This window comes from Xanthobacter pseudotagetidis, from assembly GCF_043194795.2.
GTDB classification, from domain to species: domain Bacteria; phylum Pseudomonadota; class Alphaproteobacteria; order Rhizobiales; family Xanthobacteraceae; genus Xanthobacter; species Xanthobacter tagetidis_A.
Window position 1 is genome coordinate 1,257,716 of sequence record NZ_CM195534.1, and the last position, 14,965, is coordinate 1,272,680.

Genomic DNA, 14,965 nt, shown 5'->3' on the forward strand with positions numbered 1-14,965 from the left:
AACGACGATGCCGCCAATCCTGTCCACGCGGATCGAGGACGAGCTGCGCGAAGGCCCGGAGATTTCGCCCGAGCTCGACCAGCTCATGCGCAACGCCCGCAAGGCGAGCGACTTCCTGAAGGCCCTGTCCCACGAGAACCGGCTGCTGCTGCTGTGCCTTCTGGCCGAGCGCGAGCGCTCCGTGACCGAACTGGAGAACATCCTCTCCTTGCGCCAGCCCACCGTCTCCCAGCAGCTGGCGCGGCTGCGGCTCGACGACCTCGTGACCACCCGCCGCGACGGCAAGACGATCTACTACAGCCTTGCCAACGACGATGTGCGGCGCGTCATCTCGGTGATCTACTCCATTTATTGCGAGCCGCCCGCCTCCGGCGAAAAATGAACCGAGGCAAGGGGGTCTTCGCCCGCGGCAGCGCCCCGTGCGGGGCGCATGATCTACATTGCCTATTGCGGGATTGGGAAAAGGCCGAGAAACTGCTTCCCAACGGCGCCTGGTCGGCGACGGGGTGGGGGCCGGGCCATGCCCGTCGGCCGCCCGGGCCTTGAGCGGCGTCCCGTCTGTCCGAGCCTTCAAGCAATGCGCCTGCGACCGTCGACCCGACACGGGCGGCGGCGTCACGGGAGGACCGGCGCATGGACATTTCGAGCCCCTGGTGGACCGCGCTCGCCGGTCTTCTGGTCGGCGGCGTCGCCGGCTTCGCCGTGTTCCGGGCGCGCCTGTGCACCTTCGGCGCGCTGGAGGATGCCATGGTCGGCGCCGACTTCCGCCGCCTGAAGGTGTTCGGCCTCGCGCTCGGCGTGGCCCTGATGGGCACGCAGCTGCTGGTCATCCTCGGCATCCTGTCCCCCGAGCGCACCAATTATGTGGGCGCGGCGCTGCCCTGGTTCGGCATCCTGTTCGGCGGGCTGCTGTTCGGCCTCGGCATGGCGCTGGTGGGCACCTGCGCGTTCGGCTCGCTGGTGCGGCTCGGCGCCGGGGACCTGCGCAGCCTGGTGGTGCTGATGGTCTACGGCGCCGTCGCCTATGCCACCCTGCGCGGCGCGCTCGCCGCGTTCCGGGTGGACGTGATCGAGCACATGCAGGTGCCGATGCCGGCCGGCACCCCGTCCGATTTGCCGTCGGTGCTCGGCCGGCTGACCGGCGTCGATCTGAGGATGGTCCTCGCGGTGGCGCTGGGCGTGGGGCTCATCGGCCTCGTCTACGCCGATGCCCGGCTCAGGCGCGCGCCACGGCTGGTCACCGCCGGGGCGCTGCTCGGCCTCGCCGTGGTCGCCGGCTGGCTCGCCACGCTCTATCTGGTGGACGAGTTCGCCCATCCGGTCCCGCTCCAGAGCCTGACCTTCGTCTCGCCGGTGGCGCGGGGCTTCTTCGGGCTGGTGTTCGTCACCGAGAGCCTCGCCGAGTTCGGCATCGGCTCGGCCGCCGGCGTCGCGCTCGGCTCCGCGCTCGCGGCGCTGCGCGCCGACGAATTCCGCTGGGAGGCGTTCGACGATCCGCGCGAGATGAAGCGCCACCTCATGGGCGCCGTGCTCATGGGGGTGGGCGGCATCCTCTGCGGCGGCTGCACCATCGGCCAGGGCGTCACCGCCGGCTCGCTGATGGCGCTCTCCTGGCCGCTGGCGGTGCTCGGCATGGCGGCCGGCGCGCGGCTCGGCATCGCCTTGCTGATGGAAGGCTCGGTCACCGACCTCCTGCGCGGCACCGCGCTCGCCCTGCGCGCGCGGCGCGCCGGCGGCGACGGGGCGCCCTGAGCTCAGGCGGCCCTGTAGGCCGACAGGTAATGGCGCTCGAACGCGCGCTTCAGCAGGTGGAACACCGGCAGTCGCGGCAGGGCGACATTGTAGCGGGGGCTGCGGAACACCAGCATGCCCGCGTCCAGCGTGTCGACGATGCAGGCCAGCTCCGGCCTGAAGGTCGCCGTCGCCGGGCGCCCCTCAAGCGCCGCCGCGATGTTGCAGGCCGCCGCCTTCGCCTGGAGGTCGGCCTGGTGCGCCTGCTTCGGCATCCAGTCGGGGCCGGGGAAGGAGCCGGCGTCGCCCGCCACATAGACGTCCTGCAGCCCGTGCACGGCGCAGGTCGCCTCCGCGGCGATGAAGCCGCCGGGCGAGATCGGCAGGCAGCTGTCCTCCAGCCAGCCGGGGCCGGTGAGGCCCGGCATGAAGAGGATGAGGTCGGCCTCCACCGCGCCGCCCTCGGTCACCACGCGGTCCGGCTCGAAGCGCACCAGCTTGTGGCCGAGATGGGTGGCGATGCCGCGCTTCTCCATCTGCGCCAGCAGGCCCTTCACCGCGCGCGGGCCGAGCCGCTGGCCGGGCTCGCGCGCGGGGTTGAAGAACACCAGGTCGACAGCGCCGCGGCGGCCCTGCCGGCGCAGCAGCGTGTCCATCCCGAACAGGAACTCGAACATGGGTCCGCCGCGCACCGCCGCCGGCTCCTGCGGATTGGCGGCGAAGCCCATCGCCACGCGGCCGGTCTCAAGACCCGCCAGGCGCTCGCGCACCGCCTCGGCGGCGGCGATGCCCTCGCACGGGATGAAGGCGTGCTCGATACCCGGCAGCTTGCGCAGGTGGCGCCCGCCGCTGGCGATCAGGAGCAGGTCGTTGGCGAGCGGGCCGGCGGTGGTCTCGACCGTGCGGCCGGCGTCGGTGACGCCGGTGACGCGGGCTTCGAGATGGGTGACGCCGTTCGCCGCGAAGAAGCCCTTCAGCGGCACTTCGAGGTCGCTGCCGCGCCGGAGGCCCGCCAGCACCCAGATCAGGCTCGGCAGATAGGTCAGCCGGGCCGATGGCGCGACCAGCACGATCTCCGCCTCCACCTTGCGCCGCCGGAGCTCGCGCACGGCGGTGAGGGCCGCGAAGCCCGAGCCGAGGATGGCGATGCGCCGCGCGGGGCGCCGGGCGTTCGCGGCCACGGCGCTCACTCCGCGGGCTTGAGCCGGCCGGCGGCCTCGGCGGCGGCCGCGCGCGGGCCGAAATCGCCGTCCACGTCGGCGCCGAGGTCCGCCCGCCAGGGACGCCAGCGCTCCAGCGCCACGAGGCCGATCACGATCGCCACCGCAACGCCCGCCGCCAGCATCCAGTAGGGAATGCCGGTGAGGTCCATGAAGGTGATCTTGCCCGGTCCGCCGGTGAGCAGCATGGGCTTCAGCGTCGGCTCCATGTAGGAGAAGACCATGGCGCCGGCGATGCCGCCCAGGAGGGTGAAGATGGCGTCGCGGTAGCCGGCGCCGATCTGCGCCAGGATGGTGCCCGGGCAGGCGCCGGCGAGCGCGATGCCGGCGCCCAGGACCAGGCCGCCGATCACGTCCGCCGCGTAGAGGGTGGGCTTGGGCGCGAGCTTGGCGAGGCCGAGGCCGTGCAGGGCCGCGATCACCACCGCGCCGGTGGCGACGGCGGTGAGGAAGACCTTCAGCATGATGAAGTTCCGCATCTGCATCTGGCCGACGATCATGCCGGGCTCGAAGACCCGGGCCTTCTCCAGCACGAGGCCGAACACGACGCCCATGAGGAGGCCGATGACGATGGCTTGGACGAGGGACATGGAATCTCTCCTTCGGGTAGCGCGTCAGATGCGGCGCAGCAGGAGGAAGGCGGTGGCGATGCCGCCGACGAACATGAAGGTGACGGCGATGGTGGAGGAGACCGCCATCTGCGCCATGCCGGAGAGGCCGTGCCCGGAGGTGCAGCCGTCCGCGAGGCGGGCGCCGAACAGCATCAGGAAGCCGGCGCCGAAGGCGAGCGCATAGCGCGCGGCCGGGCTCGACGTGCCGAGCGCCCGCGCCCAGATCGGCGAGATCTTCCGGCGCTTCGCGCCCGAGAGGCTCATGGAGAGGAACGCGCCGAGCGCCACGCCCACCACCAGGGCCACCTGCCACCAGTTCTTGGCCGAGGTGCTGATATGCTTCGCCACATAGTCGATGTGCGCCACCGCCGGGTCGACGGTCGCGGCGACGAGGCCGCCCACCGTCACGTAGGACGAGGAGGCGCCGAGGGCGGTCTCGATCAGCAGGAAGGCGGGGACCTGAAGCAGGCCGATGAGGATGCCGGCGGCATAAGGCGACCAGGCCTTGTGCCGGAAGACGCATCCGGCGGACGAACAGGCGGCCATGAGCTTTGCTCCCTTGGTTCGGGCGTCCGCGCCTTTCCCTCAAGGGAAGAAAGTGCGTCCTGCGCCCTTGAAACATTCAGATATATTAAATTATATAATCTGAATGTTATCGCAATGGCAAGCTTTGGGCCGCGCGCCGCTGCCGCAGGGCGCCGGCGGGGGCAAGGGGCGGCGGCAAGGGGCGAGGGGGGAGCCAATGGAAAATAACGCCTTTCATGCGGAGCTCGGGCGCGGGCTCGCCGGCGGTGCGCTCGGCGTCCGGCTCGCCTTCATGGTCACCAATTCCGACAGGGCCGATATCGGCGGGCCCATCGACTGGGCGCCGCCGATCGCCATCTTCGCCGCCGGCACCGGGGGCGGCATCATCTTCGCCTACGGTCTTCTCGCCGGCCGGCGGAGGCTGGCGTGAGCGGCGGGGCGGGGATGGACGACGCCGCCGCGCGCCCGAACCGCATCCCCTGGCCGCCGCTGCTCTACGGGGCGGCGCTCGCAGTGGTCGGGCTGTTGCTCGATCTCTGGTCGCTGGCGACGCTCCACCGCGCCCGCACCACGGTCCTGCCCCACCGGGCGACGGAGCGCCTGGTGACGCACGGGCCCTACGCGCTCACGCGCAATCCGATCTATCTCGGCAACACGCTGCTGGTGCTTGGGCTTGGCGCCGCCTTCGCCAATCCGTGGCTGATGGCGGCGGCGCTCGGCGCGGCGCGCGCCACCGACCGCCTCGCCGCCCGACGCGAGGAGGCGCACTTGGCGGCGCGCTTCGGCGCCGATTTTTCGGCCTACCGCGCGCGGGTGCCGCGCTGGCTAGGCCGACCCCGCGCGCCTATTCCGCCGCCGCCCGGCGCGCCGGGTCGTAGTTGAGGATCGGCGCCAGCCAGCGCTCGGCTTCTTCCACGGTCCAGCCCTTGCGGGCGGCGTAGTCCTCCACCTGGTCGCGCTCGATCCGGCCGACGCCGAAATAAAGGCTCTCGGGGTGCGCGAAATAGAGCCCCGACACCGAGGAGCCCGGCCACATGGCGAAGCTCTCGGTGAGGTGGATGCCGGCGAGCGCGGTGGCATCGAGCAGCTTGAACAGCGTCGCCTTCTCGGTGTGGTCGGGCTGGGCGGGATAGCCCGGCGCGGGTCGGATGCCGCGATACTTCTCGCCGATCAGATCCTCGTTCGACAGCGTCTCCTCCGCCGCGTAGCCCCAGAACCGCGTGCGCACCAGATGGTGCATGCGCTCGGCGAACGCCTCGGCGAGGCGGTCGCACAGGGCCTTGAACAGGATCGCGGAATAGTCGTCGTTGGCGGCCTTGAACGCCTCCGCGCGGTCCTCCTCGCCGATGCCGGTGGTGACGGCGAAGCCGCCCACATAGTCCGGCACGCCGCCGTCGAGGGGGGCGACGAAGTCGGCGAGCGCCAGCGCCGCCTTGCCCTCGCGGCGCGGCAATTGCTGGCGCAGGGTGTGCAGCGTCGCGAGCGGGGTCTTGCGGGTGTCGTCGCGGAACAGGAGGATGTCGTCGCCCACCGCGTTCGCCGGCCAGAAGCCGATCACCGCGCGCGCCGTCACCCACTTCTCGTCCACCATCTTCCTCAGCATCGCCTGCGCGTCGTCGAACAAGGCGCGGGCCGGGCCACCGACCACCGGGTCCTGGAGGATCGCCGGATAGCGTCCGGTCAGCTCCCAGGACTGGAAGAATGGCGTCCAGTCGATGAAGGGCACGAGGTCGGCAAGGTCGTGGTCCTCGAACACCCGCGTGCCGAGGAAGCTCGGCTTCGCCGGCGCTTCGGCGGTGAAGTCGAGCTTCAGCGCGTTCTCGCGCGCCTTGGCGAGCGGCACGCGCTGCTTGGCGGCGTCGGCGCGGGCATGGGCCTCGGCGAGCTTCTCGTATTCGGCGCGGATGTCGGCGACGTAGGCCGGCCTGGTCTCCGGATTGAGCAGGTTCGAGACCACGCCCACCGCGCGGCTGGCATCGGTGACGTAGACCGCCTGGCCGCGCGCATATTGCGGCGAGATCTTCACCGCCGTGTGCACGCGCGAGGTGGTCGCGCCGCCGATCAGGAGCGGCACGTGGAAGCCCTCGCGCTCCATCTCGGCGGCGACGTTCACCATCTCGTCCAGCGAAGGCGTGATGAGGCCGGAAAGGCCGATCACGTCCACCTTCTCGTCCTTGGCGGTCTGGAGGATCTTGGCCGCCGGCACCATGACGCCGAGGTCGATGACCTCGTAATTGTTGCATTGGAGCACGACGCCGACGATGTTCTTGCCGATGTCGTGCACGTCGCCCTTCACGGTCGCCATCAGCACCTTGCCGGCGGCCGAGGCCTCGGTGAGGCCCATCTCCTCCTTCTCCTTCTCCATGAAGGGCATGAGGTAGGCCACCGCCTGCTTCATCACGCGCGCCGACTTCACCACCTGGGGCAGGAACATCTTGCCGGCGCCGAACAGGTCGCCGACCACGTTCATGCCCGCCATCAGCGGCCCCTCGATCACGTGCAGGGGCCGGGCGGCCTGTGCCCGTGCCTCCTCGGTGTCGGCCTCGACATATTCGGTGATGCCGTTGACGAGGGCATGCTCCAGGCGCTTCTCCACCGGCCAGGTGCGCCAGGCGAGGTCGGCCTCCTTCTTCTCCTTGCCGGCCGCGCCCTTGAAGCCCTCGGCGAGCTCCAGCAGGCGCTCGGTGGCGTCGGCGCGGCGGTTCAGCACCACGTCCTCGCACGCCTCGCGCAGCGCCGGCTCGATCTCGTCATAGACCGCGAGCTGGCCGGCATTGACGATGCCCATGTCCATGCCCGCCGTGATGGCGTGGTAGAGGAACACGGCGTGCATGGCCTCGCGCACCGGCTCGTTGCCGCGGAACGAGAAGGACAGGTTCGAGACGCCGCCCGAGATGTGGGCGTGCGGCAGGTTCTGGCGGATCCAGCGCGTCGCCTCGATGAAGTAGACGCCGTAGGGCGCGTGCTCCTCGATGCCGGTGGCCACCGCGAAGATGTTCGGGTCGAAGATGATGTCCTGGGGCGGGAACCCCATGCCGGTGAGGATCTTGTAGGCGCGGGCGCAGATGGAGGTCTTGCGCTCGAAGGTGTCGGCCTGGCCCTCCTCGTCGAACGCCATCACCACCACGGCGGCGCCGTAGCGGCGCACGAGGCGCGCCTGGGCGCGGAAATTCTCCTCGCCCTCCTTGAGCGAGATGGAATTGACGATGCCCTTGCCCTGGATGCGCTTGAGGCCCTGCTCGATGATGGTCCACTTGGAACTGTCCACCATCACCGGCACCTTGGCGATGTCGGGCTCGGAGGCGACGAGGTTCAGGAAGGTGATCATGGCGGCCTCGCTGTCGAGCAGGCCTTCGTCCATGTTGATGTCGATCACCTGGGCGCCGCTCTCCACCTGGTCGCGGGCGACGGCGAGGGCGGCGGGGAAATCGCCGGCGGTGATGAGCTTCCTGAAGCGCGCCGAGCCGGTGACGTTGGTGCGCTCGCCCACGTTCACGAACGGGATTTCCGGCGTCAGCTCGAACGGCTCCAGGCCCGACAGCCGCAGGCGCGGGGGGATTTCGGGAACCGCGCGCGGCGCCTTGCCGGCCACCGCTTCGGCGATGGCGCGGATGTGGTCGGGCGTGGTGCCGCAGCATCCGCCGACGATATTCACGAGGCCGGACGAGGCGAACTCGCCCACCAGCGCCGCCATCGCCTCCGGGCTCTCGTCATAGAGGCCGAACTCGTTGGGCAGGCCGGCATTGGGATAGGCGCACACCAGCGTGTCGGCGACCCGGCCGATCTCGGCCACGTGGGCGCGCATCTCCTTCGCCCCCAGCGCGCAATTGAGGCCGATGGAGAACGGCTGCGCGTGGGCGAGCGAATACCAGAACGCCGCCGGCGTCTGGCCCGAGAGCGTGCGGCCGGACAGGTCGGTGATGGTGCCGGAGATCATCACCGGCAGGCGGAAGCCCAGCTCGTCGAACAGCCCCTCGATGGCGAACACCGCCGCCTTGGCGTTGAGGGTGTCGAAGATGGTCTCGATCAGGAGGATGTCCGCGCCGCCGTCGATCAGGCCGGCGGCCTGCTCGCGATAGGCGGTGGCGAGCTCGTCGAAGGTCACGGCTCGGAAGCCCGGGTCGTTCACGTCCGGCGAGATGGAGGCGGTGCGGTTGGTGGGGCCGAGCGCGCCGGCGACGAAGCGGCGGCGGCCGTCCTGCTCCTGCGCCCGCAGCGCCGCCTCGCGGGCGAGGCGCGCGCTCTCGAGGTTCAGCTCGTAGGCCAGCGCCTCCATGCCGTAGTCGGCCTGGGCGATGGTGGTGGAGGAGAAGGTGTTGGTCTCGACGATGTCGGCGCCGGCGAGGAAATACTTGAGGTGGATCGCGCGCACCGCATCCGGCTGGGTGAGGCTGAGCAGGTCGTTGTTGCCCTTCACGTCGCGCGGCCAGTCCTTGAACCTTTCGCCGCGATAGCCCGCCTCGTCGAGCTTCAGGCCCTGGATCATGGTGCCCATGGCGCCGTCGAGCACCAGGATGCGCTCGGCCGCCGCCGCCTTGAGGGCGGCGTGGATGTCGTCGGCGCGCGCGGCGTCTGCGCGAAGGTCGGAAGCGCGAAGGTTCTGGGCGCTCATGGCTCGGTCTCGGGCTCCGGCGGCAACGCCGCCTTGGGAAAGACAATCTTGAACTGGGCCGCCGCGACTGTCCGGAAGCGACCTGCTCCCTCTCCCGCATGCGGGGGAGGGCCGGGGAGGGGGCCGCCGCCTTCGCCGAAATCCTCTGGCCGCGGCGCAGTCGGCCCGGTCCCTTCCCCCTCCCAACCCTCCCCCGCAAGCGGGAGAGGGCTTTGCGTCACCTCACACCGCGATGGCCTGCGGCGCCTCGGCCGCCTTCGGCCGCAGGCCGATGAGGTGGCAGATGGCGTAGACGAGGTCGGCGCGGTTCAAGGTATAGAAATGGATATCGGTGACACCGCGATCAACGAGGTCCGTCACCTGCTCGGCCGCGACCGCCGCGGCGATCAGCTTGCGCGTCTCGGCGTCGTCGTCGAGGCCCTCGAAGCGCTTCAGCAGCCACGTCGGAACGCTCGCCCCGGTGCGGGTGGCGAAGCTGGAGGCCTGCTTGAAGTTCGTCACCGGCAGGATGCCGGGCACGATGGGGATGTCGATGCCCTTGGCGCGCACCCGGTCGAGATAGCGGAAATAGACGTCGTTCTCGAAGAAGAACTGGGTGATGGCGCGGGTCGCGCCCGCGTCCACCTTGGCCTTCAGGTAGTCGATGTCGGCGTCGATGCTGGGGCTCTCGGGGTGCTTCTCCGGATAGGCGGAGACCGAGACCTCGAAGTCGCCCAGGCGCTTGATGCCGGCGACCAGGTCGCAGGCATGGGCGTAGCCGTTCTCGTGCGGCACGTACTTCGTGCCGACGCCGGTGGTCGGGTCGCCGCGCAGGGCGACGATGTGCTTCACCCCGGCGGCGCCGTAGCCGCGGATCACCTCGTCGATCTCGTCCCGGGTCGCGGCGACGCAGGTCAGGTGGGCGGCCGGGTGCAGGTCCGTGTCCTTGACGATGCGGGAGACGGTGGCGTGGGTGCGCTCGCGGGTCGAGCCGCCGGCGCCGTAGGTCACCGACACGAAGCGCGGCGCGAGCGGCGCGAGCCGGTCGATGGAGGCCCAGAGCTGCTTCTCCATCTCCTCGCTCTTCGGCGGGAAGAACTCGAACGAGACCGAGATCGGCGCCTTGTCGGTCTGGCGGCTCGCCCGCACGGCGTCAGTCATCACGCAACCTCCCTGTGGGCGCCCGCCATGAGCATGCGCGGGTCGCGGGCGAGCCAGATGGAAACCACGAGCCCGTCCTTGGCGCCGCCCTCGGGCACGAGGGTGCGGAACGACATGGGGCGAAGGCCCGCCTGCGAGAGCCACGCCTCCATCTGCTCGCGCGCGAAGCCGAGCCGGCGGTGGGCGTGGCCGTCGCGCAGGAATTCGAGATCGTGGGGCGCGAAGTCCACCACCAGGAGCCGGCCGCCGGGGCGCAGCACCCGCGCCGCCTCGGCCAGCGCGCGCGCCGCGTCGTCGAGGAAGTGCAGCACCTGGTGGAGGATCACCACGTCGAACGAATCGCGCGGCGCAGGAATGGCATAGATGTCGCTCTGGCGCACCGTGCAGTGGCGGATGCCGGCGCGTTCGAGGTTCGCGCGCGCCACGCCGAGCATGTCGGGCGAGAGGTCGAGGCCGACGCCCCGCTCGATGTCCGGGGCGAACAGCTCCAGCATCCGGGCGGTGCCGGTGCCGAGGTCGAGCAGGCTCTGGATCGGCTCGCCGCCGAGCGCCTCCCGCACCGCGCTTTCCACCGCCGCCTCGGGCACGTGCAATTTGCGGATCTCGTCCCAGCTTTTCGCATGGGTCGCGAAGTAGGCCTGGGCCGCGGTGGCGCGGGCGGCGCGCACGTCGGCGAGGCGCTCGCGGTCGCGGGCGAGGACGCCGTCCTCCCGGTCGAGCAGCGCCAGCAGGCGCGACACTAGAGCGCGGCCCGCCCCCTCGCTGGCGCAGCGATAGAAGATCCAGCTCGCCTCGCGGTGCCGCTCGACCAGGCCGGCATCGGCCAGAAGCTTGAGATGACGCGAGATTCGAGGCTGGGACTGGCCGAGGATGTCGGTGAGGTCGGAGACCGTGAGCTCGGCTTCCGCGAGCACCGCCAGAAGGCGCAGCCGGGTGCTCTCGCCCGCGGCCTTCAGGCTCTCGAGCACGAACGGGAAGGGAAGCGGAACATCCAAAAATGACATAAAGATATCTTTATATCGCTCGCGGCGACGGCGCAAGCATGCTGCGGCGCATCTGACCCAGGGAAGATGGCGGATCACGATTTGCGGCGGAGGGGGATGTCGCGTTGCACCGCAATGACGCGCGCGATAAAGCCGATTTCGTCGATGTCGTGCGACGCCGCGCCTTCCGGAACGGGGACGCGGGCGGGCTCCATGCGCGGCGAGCGGTCTCGGGCGATCCGTCGCGGGTCCGTGCGTCGCGGGTTCGCCGAAAATGCCTTCGGAGCGGAACCGGAGAAATTCCCCGGCCGTTTCCAATTTCGTCACGTTTCAAGGTTAACAGCTTTCACATGATGCTGCGTCAGACCTTCCTTCTCGCTGCCTTCGGGGCGTCTCTCGTGTCCGTGCCGGCCTTTGGCCAAGGCGCTTACGGCGGCTATGCCGTGCCGGGCGAGGCGGAAGAGGCGACGGCCGCGCCCAATGTGCCGCCCGGCAGCGTCGGCTACGGCGCCCCGCCGCCCGGCTACAATGATCCTTATGCGCGCCCCATGCCCGGCCGCAGCAGCGATGCGGTGGAGCGCACCAACCTTGCCCCGCCGTCCGGCGCCGGGCAGCCGCAGGTCTACACCCCCTCGGTTCCGGCGCCGCAGCAGGCCTATGGCGCGCCGGCTCCGGCCGAGCAGGGCCAGCCCATGTCGATCACGCCGCAGCAGGCCTATCCCCAGCAGGGATATCAGCAGCAGCCGTATCCGCCGCAGGGCAACGTCCAGCAGGCCTATCCTCAGCAGGGTTATCCGCAGCAGGCCTATCCGCAGGCGCCTCAGCCCGGATATGGGCAGCAGGCCTATCCCCAGCAGGCCTATGGCGCGCCGTCCCCGCAGGGCAACGTCGCTGCGTCGCCGGCCGGCGTCTACGGTCCCAACGCCGCGATGGTGCCGGGCACCCAGGAGGCGCCTTCCGGCCCGCGCATCGAGGACGTCGACCCGACCGAGCCGGTGCCGGATCGCTTCCGCCGCCAGACCGTGGACTATGTGACCACCCAGCCCGCCGGCACCATCGTTATCGATACCCCCAACACCTATCTCTATTACGTGCTGGGCGGCGGCAAGGCGATCCGCTACGGCATCGGCGTCGGCCGCGACGGCTTCACCTGGTCCGGCACGGAGAAGGTCACCCGCAAGGCGGAATGGGCCGACTGGCGCCCGCCGACCGAGATGATCCAGCGCCAGCCCTATTTGCCGCGCTTCATGGCCGGCGGACCCGGCAACCCGCTGGGCGCGCGCACCATGTATCTCGGCGGCACCATCTATCGCATCCACGGCACCAACGAGCCGCAGACCATCGGCAAGTTCGTGTCGTCCGGCTGCTTCCGCATGCTGAACAACGACGTGGAAGATCTCTACGACCGGGTGAAGGTGGGCACCAAGGTGGTGATCCTGCCCAAGCCGGGCGGCGCCCAGGCCAATGCGGCGGGTGCGGCGCCGGCCCCGATCACCACCGGCTCCACGCCGTCCCCGACCGCTCAGCGCTGACGCGCGGCGCCGTCGGCCGCAAGACCCCGATTGGGAGGAAAGGGCGCGCCCGCAAGGCGCGCCCTTTTCGCGTTCAGCTCGCGGCGGGCTCACATCAGCGAGGCGGCCACGTTCACGCCGAGGGCGATCACCGCGGTGTTGAACAGGTAGGACGCCACCTGGTGGCCGAGCACGAAGCGCCGGAGGCGCTGGGAGTTCACCGTCACGTCCGAGGTCTGGGCGGAGGTGCCGAGATTGAAGGCGAAGTAGAGGAAGTCCCAGTAGTCGGGGCGGCTGCCGCCGGGAAAGCCGAGCGGCGGCGCGGCGTCGGGAATGTCGGGGTCGTAATATTCCCGCGCGTAGTGGAACGCGAACAGGGTATGGAGGAAGAACCAGGAGGCGAGCAGGGTGCTCACCCCGAGCGCGATGTGCGCCGAGCGCGTCGCGTCGGGCGGCGCCGCAGCGCCCAGCACCACCGCCACCAGGCTCGACGCGGTGGCGAGCACCGCCACCACCAGGGCGATCCAGGCGCCCTCGTCGTCGCCCTCGGCCCGGCGCCGCACCTCGGCGGCATCGCACCTCAGGACCAGCGCCGCCGCGAGCGCCAGCCACACCGCCGCCCCCGCGTCGAAGGCGACCAGGTAGCGCATGCTGGCGCGCGGGATCGGCGCCAGCGCGAACACCGCCGCGGCGACGGCGATGGCGAGGATCAGGCGCAGGTGCAGCCACAGCCAGCCCGGCAGCCGTGCGCGCAATGCCTTTTCCCATGCGGGTGGTCGGCGCCTCGTCTCCTGCATGACGGCCTCCTCGGTCCTGCGATTCCCGATCACGGGAGCGTTATGTCCCGCGCCCGACTTCTGTATGATGCCACCCGTCTGCCGGGCGCGCCGCGAATCGCTGCAACTTTTCCCGGCGCGCTTGGAGATGGCCCATGACCATGCCTGCTTCTGCCCCGTCCGCTGCCGCGATCGACGGGCTGCAATCCATCCGCGCCAGCTGGGGCTGGTTCGTCGCCCTCGGCGTCGCCTTCGCGATTCTCGGCTTCGTGGCCCTCGGGCACGTGCTCGCCTCCACCCTCGTCACGGTGCTCTATGTGGGCGCGCTGATCGTGGTGGGCGGCGTGGTGCAGGTGATCCACGCCTTCCGGGTGAAGGGCTGGGGCCGCTTCTTCTTCTGGCTTCTGGCCGGCGTGCTCTATGTCGTCGCCGGCGCCCTCATGATGTACAACCCGCTGCTCGGCGCCGGCGTTCTGACCCTCATGGTCGGCGTCGCGCTGGCGGTGGAGGGCGTGTTCCGCATCGCCGCCGGCTTCGGCACCCGCCCGGCCGCCGGCTGGGGCTGGATCGTGTTCGCCGGCGCCATCACGCTGCTCCTGGGCCTGATCATCATCGCCCGCTGGCCGGTGAACTCGCTCTACATCCTCGGCCTGTTCCTCGGCATCGACCTGATCGTGAACGGCGTCACCACCGCCATGTTCGGCCTCGCGCTGCGCGGCAAGAAAGCTTGAACGCAGAGGCCTGAGCGAAGGTCGGAGGCCGTCCCCGCGCGCCCCTCCCCCGCAGGCGAGACCTCTGCGAAATGACGTGAGCTTTGGGTTGTGATTCACTGCGTGTGAGGGGGATGCGGTGATGGATCAACAGAGCTTCCTTGACGCATTGTTGCCTGCGGGGTTTGGGCGCAATGCGCGGCTCGAGCGGATCAGCGGTCTGCTCGACTGGACGCGGATCGAGGCGCTGGTGGTGGCGGTGCGGCCCGGCGAGACCGGGCGTCCGCCGTACAGCCCGCTGTCGATGTTCAAGGCGCTGCTGCTGCAGCAATGGTACGGCCTGTCCGATCCGGGTCTGGAGGAAGCCCTGCTGGACCGGGTGTCGTTCCGTCGCTTCTGCGGCCTCGCCTTGGATGCCGCCACCCCCGACGAGACGACGCTGTGCCGGTTTCGCAACGCGTTGAAGCAGGCGGGCCTGGGCGAGGCGCTGTTCTGCGAGGTGCTGCGCCAGCTGGAAGCGGCGGGCTTCGTGCTCAAGACCGGCACCCTGATCGACGCCACCCTGGTGCAGAGCGCGGTGCGCCCGCCGCCCTCCCGCTCCACGCCGCGGGAGCAGGAAAGCCGCTCGCCGCAGGACCCGGACGCGAACTGGACCCGGCGGGGGGCGGCGCGCACCCTGTTCTTCGGCTACAAGGTCCATATCGGTGTGGACCAGACCTCTGGCCTGGTGAGAAGCCGGGTCCTGACCCCGGCCAAGGTGTATGAGAGCGAGGTCGCCGATCGCCTGATCCTGGGCGACGAACGGGCGGTCTATGCCGACAAGGCCTACGAGAAGAAGGCGCGGCGGCAGGCCCTGAAGGCGCAGGGCATCAAGGACCGCATCCAGCACCGCCGGAACAAGCACCAGAAGGGGCTGCCCCGCTGGCAGGCGGTGCGCAACACGCTGATCGGCCGGGTGCGCTCCGGCGTCGAGCGCACCTTCTCCCAGCTCAAGGGGCGCTACGGCCTGGGGCGGATGCGCTACACCGGCCTTCTCGCCAACGCCTTCCACCTGGACCTGATGCTCATCGCCTTCAACCTCAGGACCCTGACCGGCAAGGCCGCCTGAGCGCCACAGGCGCTCGCCCGAAGCGTCCGCGCACTCCC

At 70.3% G+C, this 14,965-nt stretch carries 14 protein-coding genes; 7 read left to right on the plus strand and 7 right to left on the minus strand.

Features of this window, described 5'->3' with window-relative positions:
- Positions 1-7 precede the first annotated feature (7 nt).
- Positions 8-382 carry an ArsR/SmtB family transcription factor gene (locus tag V5F67_RS05830; RefSeq protein WP_394018283.1) on the plus strand — a complete coding sequence of 125 codons (375 nt, stop codon included), beginning with the start codon at positions 8-10 and terminating at the stop codon, positions 380-382.
- 251 nt (positions 383-633) lie between these two features.
- Positions 634-1,752, plus strand: a complete 1,119-nt coding sequence (locus V5F67_RS05835) for a YeeE/YedE family protein (protein WP_394018281.1) — start codon at positions 634-636, stop codon at positions 1,750-1,752.
- A 2-nt stretch (positions 1,753-1,754) separates the two neighbouring features.
- On the opposite strand, the gene V5F67_RS05840 is transcribed toward V5F67_RS05835, so the two are convergent.
- The 3 genes from V5F67_RS05840 to V5F67_RS05850 are packed head-to-tail and all read right to left on the minus strand — an operon-like array spanning position 1,755 to position 4,108.
- Positions 1,755-2,912, minus strand: coding sequence for an NAD(P)/FAD-dependent oxidoreductase (locus V5F67_RS05840; protein ID WP_394018279.1), 1,158 nt, complete (start codon positions 2,910-2,912; stop codon positions 1,755-1,757).
- Between the two features lie 5 nt (positions 2,913-2,917).
- Positions 2,918-3,541 (minus strand): YeeE/YedE thiosulfate transporter family protein, encoded by a 624-nt coding sequence (locus V5F67_RS05845; protein ID WP_394018277.1) that lies wholly within the window; start codon positions 3,539-3,541, stop codon positions 2,918-2,920.
- A gap of 24 nt (positions 3,542-3,565) precedes the next feature.
- Entirely contained in the window at positions 3,566-4,108 is a 543-nt protein-coding gene (locus V5F67_RS05850; protein WP_394018275.1) for a YeeE/YedE thiosulfate transporter family protein, read from the minus strand.
- Between the two features lie 196 nt (positions 4,109-4,304).
- Here V5F67_RS05850 and V5F67_RS05855 point away from each other — a divergent pair, with 196 nt between their 5' ends.
- Positions 4,305-4,517, plus strand: coding sequence for a DUF5368 family protein (locus V5F67_RS05855; RefSeq protein WP_394018273.1), 213 nt, complete (start codon positions 4,305-4,307; stop codon positions 4,515-4,517).
- Complete coding sequence (locus V5F67_RS05860; protein ID WP_394018271.1) at positions 4,514-4,969, plus strand: methyltransferase family protein; 456 nt, start codon at positions 4,514-4,516, stop codon at positions 4,967-4,969. The genes V5F67_RS05855 and V5F67_RS05860 overlap by 4 nt, the downstream gene beginning before the upstream one ends.
- Here V5F67_RS05860 and metH read toward each other — a convergent pair.
- From metH to V5F67_RS05875, 3 genes are all read right to left on the minus strand, one after another.
- Positions 4,932-8,699 (minus strand): methionine synthase, encoded by a 3,768-nt coding sequence (gene metH, locus V5F67_RS05865; protein WP_394018269.1) that lies wholly within the window; start codon positions 8,697-8,699, stop codon positions 4,932-4,934. The genes V5F67_RS05860 and metH overlap by 38 nt on opposite strands.
- A 222-nt stretch (positions 8,700-8,921) precedes the next feature.
- A complete protein-coding gene (gene metF / locus V5F67_RS05870) occupies positions 8,922-9,839 on the minus strand; it encodes a methylenetetrahydrofolate reductase [NAD(P)H] (protein ID WP_509210616.1) in 918 nt (305 codons plus the stop codon).
- Entirely contained in the window at positions 9,839-10,843 is a 1,005-nt protein-coding gene (locus V5F67_RS05875; protein WP_509210617.1) for a metalloregulator ArsR/SmtB family transcription factor, read from the minus strand. The genes metF and V5F67_RS05875 overlap by 1 nt, the downstream gene beginning before the upstream one ends.
- Positions 10,844-11,172: 329 nt before the next feature.
- On the opposite strand from V5F67_RS05875, the gene V5F67_RS05880 reads away from it, so the two are divergent.
- Positions 11,173-12,354: a L,D-transpeptidase family protein gene (locus tag V5F67_RS05880; RefSeq protein WP_509210618.1), complete on the plus strand. Its 1,182-nt coding sequence runs from the start codon at positions 11,173-11,175 to the stop codon at positions 12,352-12,354.
- Positions 12,355-12,443: 89 nt separating this feature from the next.
- On the opposite strand, the gene V5F67_RS05885 is transcribed toward V5F67_RS05880, so the two are convergent.
- Positions 12,444-13,088 carry a DUF1345 domain-containing protein gene (locus V5F67_RS05885; RefSeq protein WP_509210619.1) on the minus strand — a complete coding sequence of 215 codons (645 nt, stop codon included), beginning with the start codon at positions 13,086-13,088 and terminating at the stop codon, positions 12,444-12,446.
- Positions 13,089-13,264: 176 nt separating this feature from the next.
- Between V5F67_RS05885 and V5F67_RS05890 the strand changes: the two genes are divergently transcribed.
- Positions 13,265-13,840 (plus strand): DUF308 domain-containing protein, encoded by a 576-nt coding sequence (locus V5F67_RS05890; RefSeq protein ID WP_509210620.1) that lies wholly within the window; start codon positions 13,265-13,267, stop codon positions 13,838-13,840.
- Between the two features lie 121 nt (positions 13,841-13,961).
- Positions 13,962-14,927 carry an IS5 family transposase gene (locus tag V5F67_RS05895; RefSeq protein ID WP_509210583.1) on the plus strand — a complete coding sequence of 322 codons (966 nt, stop codon included), beginning with the start codon at positions 13,962-13,964 and terminating at the stop codon, positions 14,925-14,927.
- The last annotated feature ends 38 nt before the right edge of the window (positions 14,928-14,965 follow it).